This is a genomic window from Mesorhizobium newzealandense (assembly GCF_042682145.1).
Classification (GTDB): Bacteria; Pseudomonadota; Alphaproteobacteria; order Rhizobiales; family Rhizobiaceae; genus Mesorhizobium; species Mesorhizobium newzealandense.
Window position 1 is genome coordinate 159,137 of sequence record NZ_JBHUGZ010000029.1, and the last position, 16,744, is coordinate 175,880.

General features: G+C 62.2%; 16 protein-coding genes and 1 tRNA gene. 8 read left to right on the top strand and 9 right to left on the bottom strand.

Going from position 1 to position 16,744, the window contains the following annotated elements; genetic code table 11:
- The first annotated feature begins 4 nt into the window (after positions 1-4).
- The 3 genes from ACFSOZ_RS34025 (at position 5) to ACFSOZ_RS34035 (ending at position 2,929) form a co-directional block, all read left to right on the top strand.
- Complete coding sequence (locus ACFSOZ_RS34025) at positions 5-499, top strand: DUF2924 domain-containing protein (protein ID WP_379105456.1); 495 nt, start codon at positions 5-7, stop codon at positions 497-499.
- Entirely contained in the window at positions 496-2,190 is a 1,695-nt protein-coding gene (locus ACFSOZ_RS34030; protein WP_379105458.1) for a recombinase family protein, read from the top strand. Before ACFSOZ_RS34025 ends, ACFSOZ_RS34030 begins: the two co-directional genes overlap by 4 nt.
- A gap of 517 nt (positions 2,191-2,707) precedes the next feature.
- Complete coding sequence (locus ACFSOZ_RS34035) at positions 2,708-2,929, top strand: hypothetical protein (RefSeq protein ID WP_379105460.1); 222 nt, start codon at positions 2,708-2,710, stop codon at positions 2,927-2,929.
- Here the strand turns inward: ACFSOZ_RS34035 and ACFSOZ_RS34040 are convergent.
- From ACFSOZ_RS34040 to ACFSOZ_RS34050, 3 genes are all read right to left on the bottom strand, one after another.
- Positions 2,907-4,538 (bottom strand): IS66 family transposase, encoded by a 1,632-nt coding sequence (locus ACFSOZ_RS34040; protein WP_379078746.1) that lies wholly within the window; start codon positions 4,536-4,538, stop codon positions 2,907-2,909. The two genes, ACFSOZ_RS34035 and ACFSOZ_RS34040, sit on opposite strands and share 23 nt — an antisense overlap.
- A gap of 107 nt (positions 4,539-4,645) precedes the next feature.
- Positions 4,646-4,722, bottom strand: a tRNA-Arg gene (locus ACFSOZ_RS34045).
- An 84-nt stretch (positions 4,723-4,806) separates the two neighbouring features.
- A complete protein-coding gene (locus tag ACFSOZ_RS34050) occupies positions 4,807-5,970 on the bottom strand; it encodes a M20 aminoacylase family protein (protein ID WP_379105462.1) in 1,164 nt (387 codons plus the stop codon).
- Positions 5,971-6,186: 216 nt separating this feature from the next.
- Here ACFSOZ_RS34050 and ACFSOZ_RS34055 point away from each other — a divergent pair, with 216 nt between their 5' ends.
- Together ACFSOZ_RS34055 and ACFSOZ_RS34060 are read left to right on the top strand one after the other, a co-directional pair.
- Complete coding sequence (locus tag ACFSOZ_RS34055) at positions 6,187-7,353, top strand: serine hydrolase (RefSeq protein WP_379105464.1); 1,167 nt, start codon at positions 6,187-6,189, stop codon at positions 7,351-7,353.
- A 69-nt stretch (positions 7,354-7,422) separates the two neighbouring features.
- Positions 7,423-8,526 (top strand): CobW family GTP-binding protein, encoded by a 1,104-nt coding sequence (locus tag ACFSOZ_RS34060; RefSeq protein ID WP_379105466.1) that lies wholly within the window; start codon positions 7,423-7,425, stop codon positions 8,524-8,526.
- Between the two features lie 3 nt (positions 8,527-8,529).
- Here ACFSOZ_RS34060 and ACFSOZ_RS34065 read toward each other — a convergent pair whose 3' ends face one another.
- The 5 genes from ACFSOZ_RS34065 to ACFSOZ_RS34085 form a co-directional block, all read right to left on the bottom strand.
- On the bottom strand, positions 8,530-8,772 hold the full coding sequence (locus ACFSOZ_RS34065) for a sulfurtransferase TusA family protein (RefSeq protein WP_379105468.1): 243 nt from the start codon (positions 8,770-8,772) through the stop codon (positions 8,530-8,532).
- Positions 8,773-8,782: 10 nt separating this feature from the next.
- Positions 8,783-10,102 (bottom strand): L,D-transpeptidase family protein, encoded by a 1,320-nt coding sequence (locus ACFSOZ_RS34070; RefSeq protein ID WP_379105469.1) that lies wholly within the window; start codon positions 10,100-10,102, stop codon positions 8,783-8,785.
- Positions 10,103-10,320: 218 nt separating this feature from the next.
- Positions 10,321-11,271: an acetyl-CoA carboxylase carboxyltransferase subunit alpha gene (locus tag ACFSOZ_RS34075; RefSeq protein ID WP_379105470.1), complete on the bottom strand. Its 951-nt coding sequence runs from the start codon at positions 11,269-11,271 to the stop codon at positions 10,321-10,323.
- A gap of 100 nt (positions 11,272-11,371) precedes the next feature.
- Positions 11,372-12,307 carry a site-specific tyrosine recombinase XerD gene (locus tag ACFSOZ_RS34080; RefSeq protein ID WP_379105471.1) on the bottom strand — a complete coding sequence of 312 codons (936 nt, stop codon included), beginning with the start codon at positions 12,305-12,307 and terminating at the stop codon, positions 11,372-11,374.
- A 53-nt stretch (positions 12,308-12,360) separates the two neighbouring features.
- Positions 12,361-12,513, bottom strand: a complete 153-nt coding sequence (locus ACFSOZ_RS34085) for a histidine kinase (RefSeq protein WP_095084921.1) — start codon at positions 12,511-12,513, stop codon at positions 12,361-12,363.
- 208 nt (positions 12,514-12,721) lie between these two features.
- Here ACFSOZ_RS34085 and ACFSOZ_RS34090 point away from each other — a divergent pair, with 208 nt between their 5' ends.
- Genes ACFSOZ_RS34090 through ACFSOZ_RS34100 form a run of 3 tightly spaced genes read left to right on the top strand, consistent with a single transcriptional unit; the run spans position 12,722 to position 15,407 of the window.
- The gene (locus ACFSOZ_RS34090; protein ID WP_379105473.1) at positions 12,722-13,333 is read left to right on the top strand and encodes a shikimate kinase; all 612 of its coding nucleotides are present in this window, start codon (positions 12,722-12,724) and stop codon (positions 13,331-13,333) included.
- Entirely contained in the window at positions 13,330-14,514 is a 1,185-nt protein-coding gene (aroB, locus tag ACFSOZ_RS34095; protein WP_379105475.1) for a 3-dehydroquinate synthase, read from the top strand. Before ACFSOZ_RS34090 ends, aroB begins: the two co-directional genes overlap by 4 nt.
- Positions 14,511-15,407, top strand: coding sequence for an HlyC/CorC family transporter (locus ACFSOZ_RS34100; protein WP_111544307.1), 897 nt, complete (start codon positions 14,511-14,513; stop codon positions 15,405-15,407). Before aroB ends, ACFSOZ_RS34100 begins: the two co-directional genes overlap by 4 nt.
- 117 nt (positions 15,408-15,524) lie before the next feature.
- On the opposite strand, the gene ACFSOZ_RS34105 is transcribed toward ACFSOZ_RS34100, so the two are convergent.
- Positions 15,525-16,744 (bottom strand): SpoVR family protein (locus ACFSOZ_RS34105; protein ID WP_379105477.1); only part of this gene is annotated, 1,220 nt, incomplete at its 5' end.

Below are 16,744 nucleotides of genomic sequence, written 5' to 3' on the forward strand. Positions count from 1 at the left end.
GGTCATGGCTACTAACCCAAAGCTTCAACAGGAGGTCGTCGCGCTCGGCGACCTCTCTCGCGATCAACTCGCCGCACGTTGGACAAGGATTTATGGCTGCCCGCCGCCGAGCGGCGTGCGGCGTGAGGTTCTGGTCAGAGCCGCTGCCTGGCATCTGCAGGCAAAGAGGCTTGGAGGCCTGTCGACCGAAACCAAGAAGCGTCTCGCCGAGGCGGTTCGCCGGTGTGGCATCAACGGGGCAGGGACAGTGCGAAACCCAGCTTGTGAGGTGTCAAATAGTCTAGGCGGTGCTGCGGAAAATGCCCGCGCTGTCGCGAAGCCGCGTCGTCCCCAATCAAAAGGGACCCGTCTCCTGCGTGACTGGAATGGCAAAACCCACATCGTCGACGTGATGGCAGAGGGATTTCTCTTTGATGGTAAGCTCTATCGGTCTCTCACCGCCATCGCCCAAGAGATCACCGGCGCCCATTGGTCCGGTCCGAGGTTCTTTGGGCTATGAGCAATCAGCAGAAACTGCGCTGTGCGGTCTACACCCGCAAATCCACCGAAGAGGGCCTTGAGCAGGAATTCAACTCGCTCGATGCGCAACGCGAGGCATGCGTGGCTTTCATCGCTTCGCAGGTAGGGCTGGGCTGGAAACTTGTTCCCGATTTCTACGACGATGGTGGAATTTCGGGAGGGACGTTGGAGAGGCCGGCGCTGCAGCGCCTGCTTCAAGACATACGTGGCAAATGCGTCGATGTAGTCGTAGTCTACAAGATTGACAGGCTGACGCGGTCGCTGATGGATTTTTCCAAGATCGTCGAGACCTTCGATGCGCACAGCGTCGCTTTCGTCTCTGTCACCCAGCAGTTCAACACCACGACGTCGATGGGCAGGCTGACGCTCAATGTCCTTCTATCGTTCGCGCAGTTCGAACGTGAGGTCACCGCAGAGCGCATTCGCGACAAGATCGCAGCGTCCAGGAAGAAAGGCATTTGGATGGGCGGCACCACTCCACTCGGCTACCGTGCTATCGACAAGAAGCTGGTGATTGACGAAGTGGGAGCGGCAACCGTTCGATCGATATTCCATCGCTACATGGAATTGAAATCGGTGCTAGCCTTGGCAGATGAACTCAATCACCGCCAGACAGACGCGGAGACTGATCCTGCTAGGCGTTCTGTCAGCCGTGGGCGACTTTATCACATGCTTTCAAACCCGGTTTACATCGGCCAGGCTCGTCACAAAGACGCATGTTACGATGGCGCCCATCAACCGATCGTAGATGTTCAGTTGTTTGCATCTGTTCAGGCCCTGCTAAAGCAGCAAGGGCCGAGACGGCGGTCGCGGTTGAATGTCGCGGATTTGCATCTGCTGACAGGCCTGGTCTTCGACGAGACCGGTGATCGATTGAGCCCGGCTTATGCCAACAACCATGGCAAGCGCTACCGCTACTATATCTCCAATCGATTGAAGGTCGCGCGGCGCAAAGACGATAGTGGTTGGAGAGTTCCGGCCGACGAACTGGAAGCAATTGTCGATCAGCAGCTGATCGCGGTGCTTAACGGCAAACTATTACTGGCCGAATGGATCGAGCACTACGCATCGAAGGAGTCGATTGGGAGGGGGTTGAACACGGCGAACGGCCTTGTGAGAAACTCGCCAGAATCTAATGCTCAGCGTAGATCGATGGTCAAAAGCGCAATCGTGCGGATTACGCTCGCGCCAAGGGCCATCGAGCTTGAAATCAATCCTGCTGCTTTGGTGAGGTCGCTGTTGCATTCACGAGGCGATGAACGAGCCGACACAACGAAGTCCGAATCACCTCTTGTCTCGGCAGAAACTCACAAGATCACCGTAGCATGCGAAATTCAAAGGCGAGGAAATGAGGCTCGCTTGGCTATTGGAGATCAGCCAAAGTCGGAAAAATCTCCTGATCCAAGTCTGGTCAACCTACTGGCCAAGTCGCACGCCATGTTGGCGGCACTTACAAATGGCTCGGCTCGAAGTATCTCTGAGCTCTCGAAAGTTACCGGCATCCATCGTGCCGACCTAAGCAAGGCATTGCCATTAGCATTCCTCGCTCCGGCGATCGTGGACGACATCTTCTCGGGCAATCAACCTGCTAGCTTGACCGCCCGGCGACTCGCTCGGCTCGTCGATCTTCCGGCCGATTGGGATCAGCAACGGACCGCCCTGGGCTTTTGATAGCCTCATTGGTCGATAACCCAAGTCAGCCGTCTGGCGTTGGGGCACATTCTTCAGGATGTCCAACGATCCTCATTGCATCGTTATTCAAAACAATAGGGCGCGGAAAACCGCCTGGTGAGACGGGTCGTGAAAAGGCGAGAGAAACAGAGACGGACGGAGCGTGCAAGCCCGACTGTTCAGAGACGGCCCAGCCTATCCCACGGATATGTCGACGGAATTTCGAGCCACCCCAATGCGAGCGATTTTTGCTGTGACTGCATGGTGATCCAAGCAGGAATCGAACCGTTGACCTACGAGCGTTTGCAAGCCTCGGAAACCTTTAATGAATTAGGCCCGGTTTTCGGACTTATGCAAAACAGAGACAAAATGGCCAAAATGCAGGAACAAGTGGTCAGAGACGTCGTCGGCGGATGCACATTGCATCGCCCCGATCTTGAGGGATGGTTCTCACAGAGATGCCCACTAAGTCATTGATAACAAAGACTGAATGGTGATCCAAGCAGGAATCGAACCGTTGACCTACGAGCGTTTGCAAGCCTCGGAAACCTTTAATGAATTAGGCCCGGTTTTCGGACTTATGCAAAACAGAGACAAAATGGCCAAAATGCAGGAACAAGTGGTCAGAGACGTCGTCGGCGGATGCACATTGCATCGCCCCGATCTTGAGGGATGGTTCTCACAGAGATGCGTAACCGGGGCAGATTTCCGGGCGATCAGGCTGGAGCGGCTTGGCTGACGAGATCGGGAAGCGGCAGAACGGCGGTTTGTGTGGGGATACCAAGGCGGTCGCCGAGGTAGGCGAAGAAGGAGACGCCGAGCTTGGTGCAGGTCTTCATCAGGCCGAGCAGGACATCGCGGGCATCTCTGCCTGCGTCACTGACGGTCCCGCCGGAGATCTTGCGTTTTATAACCACGGCGCGAATGTCGTTTTCCGAACCGTTGGTGTGGAGTGGGATCTCGGGGCGATCGAGAACGCGCAGGAGTTCATGCTTGCGGCGGTGAAGCCGGGTGAGCAGCCTGTCGAGCATGACGTAGCCGGTTCGTCGTTTGAACAGGCGGTCGAAGCGGGCACGCAAGGCCGCCGCGCGGCGCGGACAAGGTGACCGCTGATAGCTCTTCAGGTCGTGATAGAACCACCAGATCAACTGGCGCATGACGTCAACGGCCTGGCGCTGGTCTGGCGTCATCGGCACCAATTTGTGGACGAGCCGCTCGGCGTGGACCCAACACAGAGCATGGTCGGCGATGCGGAACTGGCCGGCGTCATCGGAGACGATAACGGCGTCGGCAAGAAAGCCATGATGGCGGATCGCCCCCCACATCGCCCCCTCGGTGGCAATCTTGACCGGGTTCGGCTCAACCGCAAGCTGGTCGAGGCCCAGTGCTGCCAGATGCGCCTGCCAGGCGGCGCTGTCGGCAAACACCTTTTGCGGGAAAGCCGCCAGCCGGTCGATCACCGGACCAGCGAGGTTGCGGCCGCGCATATAGGCCAACGCCTCGTCATTGATGACGTAATCGCCGTGCCCGGCGCGCAGCGTTGCCAGGAACGCCCCCCGTGACTTCGATCGCCCGGTGCGGAACGCGGTGAAGCGGTCATCGCCGATCTGAGCGGTGTAGCCGTCCTGGTTGGCGTGGCGCGCCGACGTATCATCGACCGTGATCCAGCGCGCCGTGGCAAGTCCGGTGCGCAACACGTCACGATCCTCTGCAACGAAGACCTCGAGGCCCTCCGAAATCAGCCGCACCACCTGACGCTTCGAGATGTCGACGCCAATGCCCGTCAAGAGTGCGGTTAATCGCTCCGTCGTCACTTGGCCCTGAATATGGCAGGCCAGGATGAAGCGGCGCAGGTTCGCGCCCCAGCCGCCGACAATCCCCGACGGCAGTGGCGCCACGATCGTCTCGCCGCTCGGGGTCACCCAGCGTTCGCGCCGGTAGCGCACCACCTCGGCCGACAACACCAGATCGCGCACCAGGATCGTCTCATACCCCTTGAAGCGGGAGCCCGCAGGGGAGCTCACCGCAACCGTCACCTCGCGGCTCACACGAGCGCTGTCGCGCTTGGCGCCGCGCCGCCGACGCTTGCCCTTGGCCGCTTTCGCCCCCGTCGCCTTCTCCATCCCCGACGGTTTGGACGGCTTGATTGGCGGCCGCGGAGGCAGGTCCTTCAGACGCTTAATCTCGTCCTTCAGGCTCTGGTTGTCGGCGCGCAGCGCCTGGTTCTCCATCTGCAGGCTCTCGACCTGTCCGTGAAGACCCCGCACTTCGCCGAGCAGCGTCCCAACCAGCCCGCGGAGTTCCGCCAGCGACAGGCCTTCAAGCGAATCATTCGGCGGCAGAGTCACGCAAAGGGTGAATCACAAACCCGCCCCCCCTGCAAACCCCACCTCCGCCCGGAAATCTGCCCCGGTTACCAGAGATGCCCACTAAGTCATTGATAACAAAGACTGAATGGTGATCCCGACAGGAATCGAACCTGTGACCTACAGATTAGGAATCTGCCGCTCTATCCTACTGAGCTACGGGACCACGCGGCCCGACACATAGCCGCTTCGGATCGTTTCGCCAAGAGGCCGGCCGAACGCAATTCGGCCAGTCCTTTGGCAAGAGGCATCAGGCCGCCAGCGCGGTTTCAGCCAGTTTCACCCAATAGCTCATGCCGTGCGGGATGACCTCGTCGTTGAAGTCGTAGGCCGGGTGATGGAGACCGGCGGTGTCGCCATTGCCGATGAAGATGAAGGCGCCGGGCCGGGCTTCCAGCATGTAGGAGAAATCCTCGCCGCCCATCACCGGCTGGATGCCGCGGTGGACATGAGCGTCGCCGGCGACACCAGCCGCGACGTCGCTGGCAAACACCGTCTCCTCCGCATGGTTGAAGGTCACGGGGTAGTTCGCCTGGTAGTCGACCTCGATCTTGGCGCCGAACGCGGTCGCCAGCCCATCGCAGATGCTGCGGATGCGCTCTTCGGACTTTTTGGCGATTTCCTTGCGCAAGGTGCGCACGGTGCCGGCGATTTCCGCCGTTTCCGGGATGATGTTGTAGGCATCGCCGGCGTGGAACTTGGTCACCGACACCACCACGGCCTCGACCGGATCGGTGCTGCGCGAGGCGATCGTCTGCAAGGCGCCGACCAGCTGGCTGGCGATGACGATCGGATCGATCGTGGCGTGCGGCATCGCCGCATGGCCGCCTCTGCCGCGCACGGTGATGGTGAACTCGGCCGTCGCCGCCATGATCGGGCCTGGGCGGATGGCGAACTGCCCGACCGGCAGGCCCGGCATGTTGTGCATGCCGAACACCCTGGAGATGTCGAAGCGCTCCATCATGCCGTCCTTGACCATCTCGTTGCCGCCGCCGCCGCCTTCCTCGGCCGGCTGGAAGATCACCGCCACCGAGCCAGTGAAATTGCGCGTCTCGGCGAGATATTTCGCGGCACCCAGAAGCATCGCCGTGTGGCCATCATGGCCGCAGGCGTGCATCTTGCCGGGATTGGTCGAGGCGTAGGGCTTGCCGGTGATCTCGTTGAGCGGCAGCGCGTCCATGTCGGCGCGCAGGCCGATGGTGGGGCCTTCGCCCTGGCGGCCGCGGATGATGCCGACGACGCCGGTCTTGCCGAGGCCGGTCACCACGTCGTCGCAACCGAAGGCCTTCAGCTTCTCGGTAACGAAGGCGGCGGTCTTGAAGACGTCGAAGTTCAGTTCCGGCGTCTGATGCAGATGCTGGCGCCAGCCGGCAACTTCGTCCTGCATTTCGGCGGCACGGTTCAGGATTGGCATGATGGTTCCATTTCGCTGTTGGGACAGGCGGGTGTCGTCCGCTGCCTTGCAATTGTGATCGTCAGGCACTTTGCCATCTTGGCGTCACATAGAGTAAATAGCACCGCAACGATGTGGTCCGGTTTTTGAGGGTCGGACGCATCATGCTGGCGATCGCGTAACGAAATCTTACGGAGCCAGGGGCGACTACGGCAAGAGGCGATTTCGGATTTGATCATGCGGCACAGGCATTTCCTCAAACTATTCTCGGCTGGCGCAATCGTGCTGTCGGTCCTGGCTGGGTCGGCGCAGGCCAATCCAGTCGTTCTGTTCGACCTCAACAACGGCAAGATCCTGCAGCATCAGGACGCGTTCAAGCGCTGGTATCCGGCCTCGCTGAGCAAGCTGATGACCGCTTATGTGACCTTCCGGGCGATCGCGGCCGGCGAGGTCCAGCTCGATTCGCCGATCAAGGTGACCAAACACTCGGCCGCCGAGCCGCCAAGCAAGATGGGCTTCAAGCCGGGCTCGGTGATGCGGCTCGACAACGCGCTGAAGATGATGCTGGTCAAGTCGGCCAACGACATCGCCATGGCTGTCGGCGAAAATGTCGGCGGCTCGCAGGCGGCCTTCGCCGAACGGATGAACGCCGAGGCGACCCGGCTCGGCATGAACGGCACGCATTTCGTCAATCCGAATGGGCTCTATTCGCCGGACCAGTACACGACGGCGCGTGATCTCGCCGTGCTGGTGATGGCGATCCGGCGTGAATTTCCGCAATATGCGCCATGGTTCTCGATCGAGGGCCTTGCGGTCGGCAAGAAGGCGATCTCGAACTACAATCTGCTCATCGGCCGGTATCCCGGCGCCGACGGCATGAAGACGGGCTTCGTCTGTCCTTCCGGCTTCAACATGATCGGCTCGGCGACCCGCAACGGACGCACGCTGGTCGCGGTGGTGCTTGGCGAGAAATCGGCAGTCACCCGTGCCGAGACCGCCGCGAAACTGCTCGACCAGGGTTTTGACACGCCAGCGTCCGGCTCTGCCACCATCGCCACGCTGGCACCGTATGGCGACACCGTCTCGCCCAACGACATGCATGACGAGATCTGCAGGAAGAAGGCGCCGGCGGAGCAGTCCGAGGCAGCGCCGGCCGCTGCCGCCAAGGACGTGCCGAAGTCACCCTACCAGGAAAAGCTCGACCATGTGCCGACGCTGGTAGCCGTCGGCCTTGGCGGCGCCACCGGTCCGGCGCCGAAGGCGATGCTCGACCAGGGTGGCCAGGAATATGCCGACGTGCCGGTTCCGAGCTGGCGTCCCGACAGGCCGGCACCAGCCGGCACGGGTCCGGTCGTTGCCGGTCCCGCTGCGCAGGGCGACCAGCCGGTCAAGGTTGCCAACTAGAGCATGATCCCGAAAAAGTGGAATCCGGTTTTCGGAAAAGATAATGCTCAAACAAACAGATAGAGCCCGATGAGCGGCTTTCCGATCCCAGTCTCGGTGCTGACCGGTTTCCTCGGCGCCGGCAAGACGACGCTGCTCAACCGGCTGTTGAAGGATCCGGCGCTGGCCGACACGGCGGTCATCATCAACGAGTTCGGCGAGGTGGCGATCGACCATCTGCTGGTCGAGCAGGCTTCCGACGGCATCATCCAGCTTTCGGACGGCTGCCTGTGCTGCACGGTGCGTGGCGAACTGGTCGACACGCTGGCCGACCTGGTCGACCGGCTGCAGACCGGCCGCATCGCCCGGCTGGCCCGCGTCATCGTCGAGACCACGGGTCTTGCCGACCCGGCGCCGGTGCTGCAGTCGATCATGGCGCATCCGGCGCTGGTCCAGGCCTTCCGGCTCGACGGCGTCATCACGCTGGTCGATGCGGTCAATGGCAATGCCACGCTCGATGGCTATGTCGAGGCGGTCAAGCAGGTCGCCGTCGCCGACCGCATCGTGCTCGGCAAAGCCGATCTCGTCACCGACACCAGCGACCTGGAAACGCTGCGGGCGCGCTTGCGGCAGATCAATCCGGGGGCCGAGCTGCTCGATGCCGCCGACACGGGGACAGGCGTGGCGGCGCTGTTTGACTGCGGGCTCTACAACCCGGCAACAAAATCCGCCGACGTGCGGCGGTGGTTGGGCGAGGAAGCGGCACATCACCATGATCACCATCATCACGGTTATGATCACCAGCATGACCATGGCCATCGCCACGATCAGCGTGTGCGTTCCTATTCGCTGGTCCATGACGGCCCGGTGCCTTTTTCAGCGATCGAGATGTTTCTCGACCTGCTGCGCTCGACACATGGCGAGCATCTGTTGCGCATGAAGGGCGTCATCGAACTCAGGGAAGACCCCTCGCGGCCATTGGTGATCCATGGCGTGCAGAAAATTCTGCATCCGCCGGTCCAATTGCCGTCCTGGCCGGATGGCCAGCGCGGTACGCGGTTGGTGCTGATCACGCTCGACATGCCCGAGGGCTATATTCGCCGGCTGTTTGCCGCCTTCACCAACCGGCCGTCGATCGACACGCCCGACCGCGCGGCGCTGGAGAACAACCCGCTGGCGATTGCCGGGCATTAATCCCTACGTTCGCTGCTCGCCGCGCTCGACCAGAAAACGATGGCCGCCTGAGACCGACGCCGTTTCTATCAGTTGATGGCCGCTGTCGGAGCAGAAAGCCGGGATATCGATGACGGCGAGCGGGTCGGTGGTTTCAAGCCAAAGCCTGCTGCCCGGCTGCATTCCGGCAAGGCGCTTCTTCGCCTTGAGCACGGGCAAGGGGCAGTTCAAACCCTTGAGGTCATAGACAGCGTCGTCCTGGGCCAAGGCGAAGACCTCAGCCGCCGAACATGCCGAGCAACTTGTTCTTCAGCTTGGTGACCCGGCTCTCGTCGGCGCTTGCCGCCTGCGTTTCGGCCTCCGGCGCGGCGTCGGTGGGGGCTACGATGGTGGCGGTGGCGACAGGCGCTTCCTTGGCGGTCTGGGCCGCCAATTTTTCGGCCTTGGCCGCTTCCTTTTCGGCCAGGGCCTGCGCTTTGGCGGCTTCCTTGGCCTGCTTGGCAGCCTCTATGGCGGCAAGCCTCTGCTCTTCGGCCTTCTGCTTGGCGGCTTTTTCGGCGTCGAGTGCCGCCATCTTGCGGCCGGCCGGCGAATCGATGCGGCCCATGCGCGCCGTCTCGGTCACCGAACCGTCGGTGTTGAGCGACGGCGGGTCGATCGGCACGCGTTCGCCGCGCGCCCGGCGCTTCGACCAGTCGGAGACGATGCTGGCTTCCTTGATGCCGGCGATGGTCGGCTTCGGCGGGGGCACGCTGGCCTTGAGCGCGCCGTTGAACGCCGCGTCATAGGTGCTCTGGTAGGCGTTGTAGGCGCTCTTCAAAGAATCCGGTTGGGTGGTCACCGGGCACGGGCCGGTGGGGTTGAATGTCTGGCCGTCGGCGGCAACCTGGTTGAAGACGTAGCGCTTCTCGCAAACGTCGACCTTCGGCGGCACCTTGGTGACCTCGAAATTGTCGTAGCCAACCTTCAGCATCTTCCAGAACTGATAGTTCGGGTCGTTGCGGTAGCGCGCCATGTTGGCGGCGGTCATGCGGAACGGAAACGCCTGGATCTGGAATTCGGTCTGGCCACCCTGGAAGGCATCGCGGCCGAAGGCATAGATCTGCTCGATCTGCGCATCGGTCATCGAATAGCAACCCGACGATGAACAGGCGCCGTGCACCATCAAATTGGCGCCGGTGCGGCCATTAGCGCGGTCATAGGCGTTGGGAAAGCCGATGTTGAAGGACAGATGGTAGTTCGAGCGCGGGTTCATTTGCGCCGGACGCACCGTGTAAAAGCCTTCCGGCGCCTGGCGGTCGCCTTCGGTGTATTTCGGCCCGAGCTTGCCCGACCATTTGCAGATGTCGTAGCTCGCGACCATGTCGTAGCGGCCGTTGGTCTTGGCCTTCCAGATTTCGAGCTTGCCCTCTTCCTTGAAGATGCGGGCCATCACCGACGAGGTCCGGACCATGCCCTTGGCCCTCATGTCGGCGAGGATCTTGTCGGGCAGCGGCTTGTTGGCCTCCGGCGCGAAATCCTTCATCGACGAATCGTTGCAGCCGGCCACGGCGAGGGCAGCGATCAGGATTCCGGTGCGGGCAAGCTTGGCGAACATGGCTGCGGATATCGTCTTTTTCTCTGCGCCAAGGCAATTCATGCCACGGCTACTGCATTGAACGTGTACGGACACTAAGCCCGTTAACCTTGAAAATTCCTTACCACAAGTGTCGACGCGTCCCCTTGCGGTAGTCTCATTGAGCCGAATGCAGCGGCATTTTTGTGGCAAAAATGCTCCGCGCCGCCACATTGCGGCGGGCAGGGCAGGGCCATGGTTTAGAGACTGCGACCCATTGCCAGGTATTTCTCGCGGCGCTGCTCGCGGAAATCGGTGTTGGCGCCGGAAAACTCCTTCATCGTCTTGGCGATGAGGTCACCGGTCGCGGCAATCACGGTTTCGGCGCCACGATGCGCGCCGCCGAGCGGCTCGGGGATGATGGCGTCGATGATCTTCAGTTCCAGAAGATCCTGTGCGGTGATCTTCATGTTGGTCGCCGCATCCTTCGATCGCGTCGTGTCGCGCCACAGGATCGAGGCGGCGCCTTCCGGCGAGATCACCGAATAGATGGAGTGTTCGAGCATGTAGACACGGTTGGCGGTGGCGATCGCGATGGCGCCGCCCGAGCCGCCTTCGCCGATGACCACCGAGATCGACGGCACTTTCAGGCCAAGGCAGGCCGAGGTCGAGCGGGCAATGGCTTCCGCCTGGCCACGCTCCTCGGCACCGACGCCGGGATAGGCGCCGGCGGTGTCGACCAACGTCAGCAGCGGGATCTTGAAGCGGTCGGCGAGCTCCATCAGCCGCACCGCCTTGCGATAGCCTTCCGGCCGCACCGAGCCGAAATTGTGCTTCAGCCGGCTGGTCGTGTCGGAACCCTTTTCCTGGCCGATAATCGCCACCGGCTCGCCGCGGAAGCGGGCGAAACCGCCGACGATCGCCTGGTCCTCGCCGAAATTGCGGTCACCGGCGAGCGGCGTGAAATCGTTGAACAGGCCCTTGATGTAGTCGACGCAATGTGGCCTGTCGGGATGGCGCGCCACCTGCACCTTCTGCCATGGCGTCAGCGCCTTGTAGGCGTCGCGCAGCGCGTCGCGCGAGCGCTTCTCGAGACGGCTGATCTCGTCGCCGACATCGACGGCTTCGCCATTCTCGGCAAGCTTCTTCAGCTCGAGGATCTTGCCCTCGAGGTCCTGCACCGGCTTTTCGAAATCGAGGTAATTGTACATGCGTGAGCGGACCGATACGTCGGAAAGGCGAGGACTGGCAGAACCCTGAAATCCAAGGCTCCGGGCGGTGGAATGTCGTCCTCACATAGCGATATGAGGCCTAGTCGGCAAGCGGATGATGATCGTTGACCAGCCGCACGAGCCGCTCTTCCAGCACATGGGTGTAAATCTGTGTCGTCGATATGTCGGCATGGCCGAGCAATTGCTGCACGGCCCTGAGATCGGCGCCGTTCTGCAGGAGATGGCTGGCGAAAGCGTGACGCAGCACATGCGGCGAGATCTTCGCCGAGGCGATGCCGGCCCTTGCTGCCAGCCCTTTCAGGTCGCGGGCAAAGACCTGGCGCGAGAGATAGCCGCTGTCGGAGGCGGCGGGAAACAGAAACGGACTGTCAGCTAAGGCGGGCACCTTGGCGCGGGCGGCAAGCCAACTCCGCATCGCCGTGCGCGCCTTGGCCGACAGCGGCACCATGCGCTCCTTGTCGCCCTTGCCGCGCACCATGAAGAAACGGTCGTCGCGCTGCGCCACCGTCACCGGCAGGCCGACCAGCTCGGAAACGCGCAGGCCGGTGGCATAAAGCACCTCGACCAGCGCATGCAGGCGCAGTGCCGCCAGCCAATCGCTGTTGCCAGGCGCGGCATCGGTGCCGAGCCTGGGATCGCCGGCCTCAAGTGCTGCGCGGTCGATCAGCCGGCCGGTGTCGGCCTCGCTCATCGTCTTCGGCAGCGGACGGCCCTTTTTCGGACTGTCCAGCGTGCCGGTCGGGTCATCGCCGCGCAGGCCTTCGGCGTAGAGGAACTTGAAGAACTGTCGGATCGCCGACAGTTTGCGCGCTTGCGACGTCGGCGCGAAGCCGCGCGCGGCGATGTCGTCGAGATAGGCGCGGATATCGGCGGCGCCGGCACGGGCAAGCCCGCCATCGATCGCGTCCGAAGCGTCTTCGAGATCACGGCGGTAGGAGGACAGCGTGTTTTCGGCGGCACCCCGCTCGGCGCTCATCATTTCCAGAAAGGCTTCGATGCGGGCGGCGCTGTTCATTCTGAGTTTTTCTTGGCGGGGTTTTTTCTTGGCAGGGCGTTTCCGGGCAGCGATCAGCTTTTCTTGGGGTTGAGCTTTTCCGGCGGAATGCGCACGCTCATTTCCGCCTTCCTGGGCTCGACGAACATCACCAGCGCGAACATCGTACCATAGGCAATGCCGGCCAGAATCGCGAGGATCACGACAAAGCGAAACAGTGTCGGCATAATTTTCGCCCGTCTTCTTGTTCTGCGTTTCCAAACCCTGTGCCCTTATGGGACGCCAATCCGGCCAATTCAAGCAAGAAGCTGAGGCTTGTTAGCAACTTCTGATGCAGCCCGGCCAGCCCATATCGGGCTCAGGCTGCTCGCCAAGCTTGACGCAAACGGGCTTTTCATGTCGATACGCCGGCAAAGAGGGCCCTCGAAACATCCGATGAACGCGCTGCCAGCAAATCCTCCAGACGAGAACCACGCCCCGCTGCTTGGCCGGCTGGGCAGCCGTTCCGTCGTCTTCGTCGGGTTGATGGGCGCCGGCAAGACGGCGATCGGCCGCAAGGTGGCCGCGATGCTGGCGCTGCCGTTCATCGACAGCGACCAGGAGATCGAAAGCGTCTCGCGCATGACCGTTCCGGAGCTGTTCGAGCGTTATGGCGAGGCCGAGTTCAGGGCCCTGGAGCAACGCGTCATCCTGCGCGTGCTGGAAAACGGACCGCAGGTGCTGTCGACCGGCGGCGGCGCCTTCATGAACGCGCAGACGCGCGAGGCCATCGCTGGCCATGGCGTGTCGGTGTGGCTGAAGGCCGAGCTCGACCTCTTGATGGAGCGCGTCTCCAAGAAGCAGAACCGGCCGCTCCTCAGAAGTGCCGACCCGCGCGCCGTGCTGGAGCGGCTGATGGAGGAGCGCTATCCAGTCTACGCGACATCAGACGTCACCGTACCGACCCGCGACGACCGCAAGGAGGTCATCGCGGCCGAGGTGGTGAATGCGCTTTGCCGGCATTTCGGCATTGATGAGACTGCCGCGACAGGCGAGATACGATCATGAGCGCGGATCAGTCAGTCACCGTCGAAGTCGGCCTTGGCGACCGGACCTACGACATCCTGATCGGCTCCGGTCTGCTGTCGCGCGCCGGTGCCGAGATTTCGCGCCGCCTGCCGGGCACGCGCGCTGCGGTCATCACCGACGCCAATGTCGCGGCGGCGCATCTCGATGCGCTGAAGGCCGGTCTCGAAACGGGCGGTATCCAGCCCGCCGTCATCACGCTGCCGCCCGGCGAGAAGACCAAGAGCTTTGCCCATCTCGAAGAGGCGGTCGACGGCGTGCTGGCCGCTAGGCTGGAACGCGGCGACATCGTCATCGCCTTTGGCGGCGGCGTCATCGGCGACCTTGCCGGCTTTGCCGCAGGCATCGTGCGCCGCGGTATGAATTTCGTGCAGATCCCGACCTCGCTGCTGGCGCAGGTCGATTCCTCGGTCGGCGGCAAGACCGGCATCAACAGCGCGCGCGGCAAGAACCTGGTCGGCGTCTTCCATCAGCCGAAGCTGGTGCTGGCCGACACCGAAGTGCTCGACACGCTGCCGATCCGCGAATTCCGCGCCGGCTATGCCGAGCTTGCCAAATACGGGCTCATCGACCGACCGACGTTTTTCACCTGGCTGGAAGAGAACTGGGTCCGAGTGTTCGCCGGCGGGCCGGAGAGGGCGCAGGCCATAGCCGAAGCCTGCCGCGCCAAGGCCGATGTGGTCGCCCGCGACGAGTTCGAGACCGGCGACCGTGCACTGCTCAATCTCGGCCACACTTTCGGTCACGCGCTGGAAGCCGCCACCCAGTATGACGGAACCCGCCTCGTCCATGGCGAGGGTGTCGCCGTCGGCATGGCGCTGGCGCATCGCTTCTCGTCGCGGCTCAACCTCGCCAGCCCCGACGACGCGTCGCGCGTCGAGGCGCATCTGCGTGCCGTCGGCCTGCCGTGGCGGATGGCCGACATTCCGGGTGATTTGCCTGATGCCGAGGCGCTGCTTTCCTTCATCGCGCAGGACAAGAAGGTGTCGCGCGGTGCGCTGACCTTCATCCTGACGCGCGGCATCGGCCAGGCCTTCATCGCCAAGGACGTGCCGGCTTCGGAAGTGCTGTCGTTCCTGAAGGAGAACCATCCGGGCGAGCAGGAAAGCCGGCCGGGCCAGCAGAAGATGCGGCCGGGCCAGCAGAAGAGCCGACCGAGATGACCAACGAGACCGGCTGGATTGTCGTCGCTGTCCTTGCCGTCCTCATCCTGCTGGCCGTAGCCTTGCGCACGCGCCTGCTTGCCGCTTTCGGCTATGAACTGTCGCGCATCGAGCCGCAGCGCTCAAGCCAGGACGAGTTGCGCGGTGCGGTCGACGATTTCCGTCGCGACGGCCAGGTGGTGCGCGAGGATCGCGATCGCGTCGGCGGCCTGTTCGATCTCGCCGAGCTCGAAGTGTCCGACATCATGGTCCACCGCACCAACATGCGCTCGGTCAATGCCGACAATGCGCCGGAGGCGGTGGTGCGCGAGATCCTGCAGAGCCCGCACACCCGCATGCCGTTGTGGAAGGGCTCGCTCGACAACATTGTCGGCGTGCTGCACGCCAAGGACCTGCTGCGGGCGCTCAACGATGTTGGCAACGACTTCTCCAAGATCGATGTGATGAAGATCGCCTCGAAACCGTGGTTCGTGCCCGACACCACGACCTTGCAGGAGCAGCTCAACGCCTTCCTGCGCCGCAAGGCGCATTTCGCCGTCGTCGTCGATGAATATGGCGAGGTCGAAGGGCTGGTGACGCTGGAGGACATCATCGAGGAGATCGTCGGCGAGATCGCCGACGAGCACGATGTCGACATTCAGGGCGTCAAGCAGGAGGCCGACGGTTCCGTCGTCGTCGACGGCACGGTGCCGATCCGCGACCTGAACCGGGCGCTCGACTGGAACCTGCCGGATGAGGAGGCCACCACCATCGCCGGCCTCGTCATCCACGAGACGCAGTCGATCCCCGAGGAAAAACAGGCCTTTACGTTCCACGGCAAACGCTTCGTCGTGATGAAGCGCGACAAGAACCGGATCGCCAGACTCAGGATCAGGCCGGCGGGAGATGCTTAGGGCGTGTCGCGTTGAAACGAATTCAGGCGACGTGCTTCAAGCCCCTGTTTCAATGCATGCCGCCGAAGACCGCTGCGCACTTTTTGGCGCCATCAGAACCTGCGCAACTACGGAGCCTCATTCTGCGATCTGGCTCGTCGAGCGTTCGTGGATCGCCGCGCCCGTCTCAGCGTCGATGGCCGCCAAGCTGACCTCATAACCCCAAAGCCTGCGGATGTGACGAAGCGTGGCGTCGCGGCTGGCATCATCGAGAAGGATGCCGTCATTGACCTTGTGCTGCAGTCGCAAATGTCGATCGCCGAGCAGATCGACATCCACCACCTGGATGTCCGGTTGGTTCGCGCCAACCTCGTAGCTGTGAGCGAGCGCGGCGCGTATCTTGTCATAGCCGCGTTCGTTGTGGATGGAGGTGACCTGGCAATGCGGTTGGTCGGCAGCGTCGCCGATCACAAAGAACCGCCATTTCCGGATCAAAGTCGGACTGAGGTACTGGCGGATAAAGGACTCGTCGCGGTGATCCGCCCAGGCGTCGAGCAGGATCTCGCGCCAGTTGCCGTGGCCGGCGATGTCGGGAAACCAGTCGCGGTCCTCGGCCGTCGGCTCGGTCGAGATGCGCTGAATGTCCTGCATCATATCGAGACCGAGAGCGTAGGGGTTGATGCCGGAAAAGCGCGGATCGTCGAACGCCGGCTGGAAGACCACGTTGGAATGATTCCGCAGGATTTCGAGCATGGCGCCTTCGCTGATCTGGCCGCGATCGAACAGCATATTCATCAGCGTATAGTGGACGAAAGTGGCGCAGCCCTCGTTCATCACCTGTGTTTGCCTTTGCGGATAAAAATATTGTGCTATGACACGAACGATCCTGATGATCTCACGCTGCCAAGGCTCCAGGACCAGGCTGTTCTTTTCCAGGAAATACAGCAGGTTTTCTTCGGGCAGGTTGAGCGATTTCTTCCGCTCCGGGTCTTGTCCCTTGTCGTTGGCCTTTTGCTGCGACTGCGGCAGCGTCCGCCACAAATCATTGTAGGAGTGCTCTTCGTATTCGAGGCGCTCGCGAAGCCCTTCGCGCTGCCGTACCGACGACAGCTTCGGCGGCCGGTGATAGCGGAACACACCCTGCGCCATCAACGCGTGGGCGGAATCGAGAACAGCCTCGACCGCGGCGAGGCCGTGCCGCTCCTCGCAACGGACAATGTAGCCCTTGGCGAAGTCCAGGTAGCTGAGGATCGCCCCAGCGTCCGTCCACTGCTTGAACAACTGATTGTTCTTGAAGAAATGGTTGTGCCCGAGCGCAGCATGGGCCGTCACCAAGGCCTGCAGGGCCATGGTGTTTT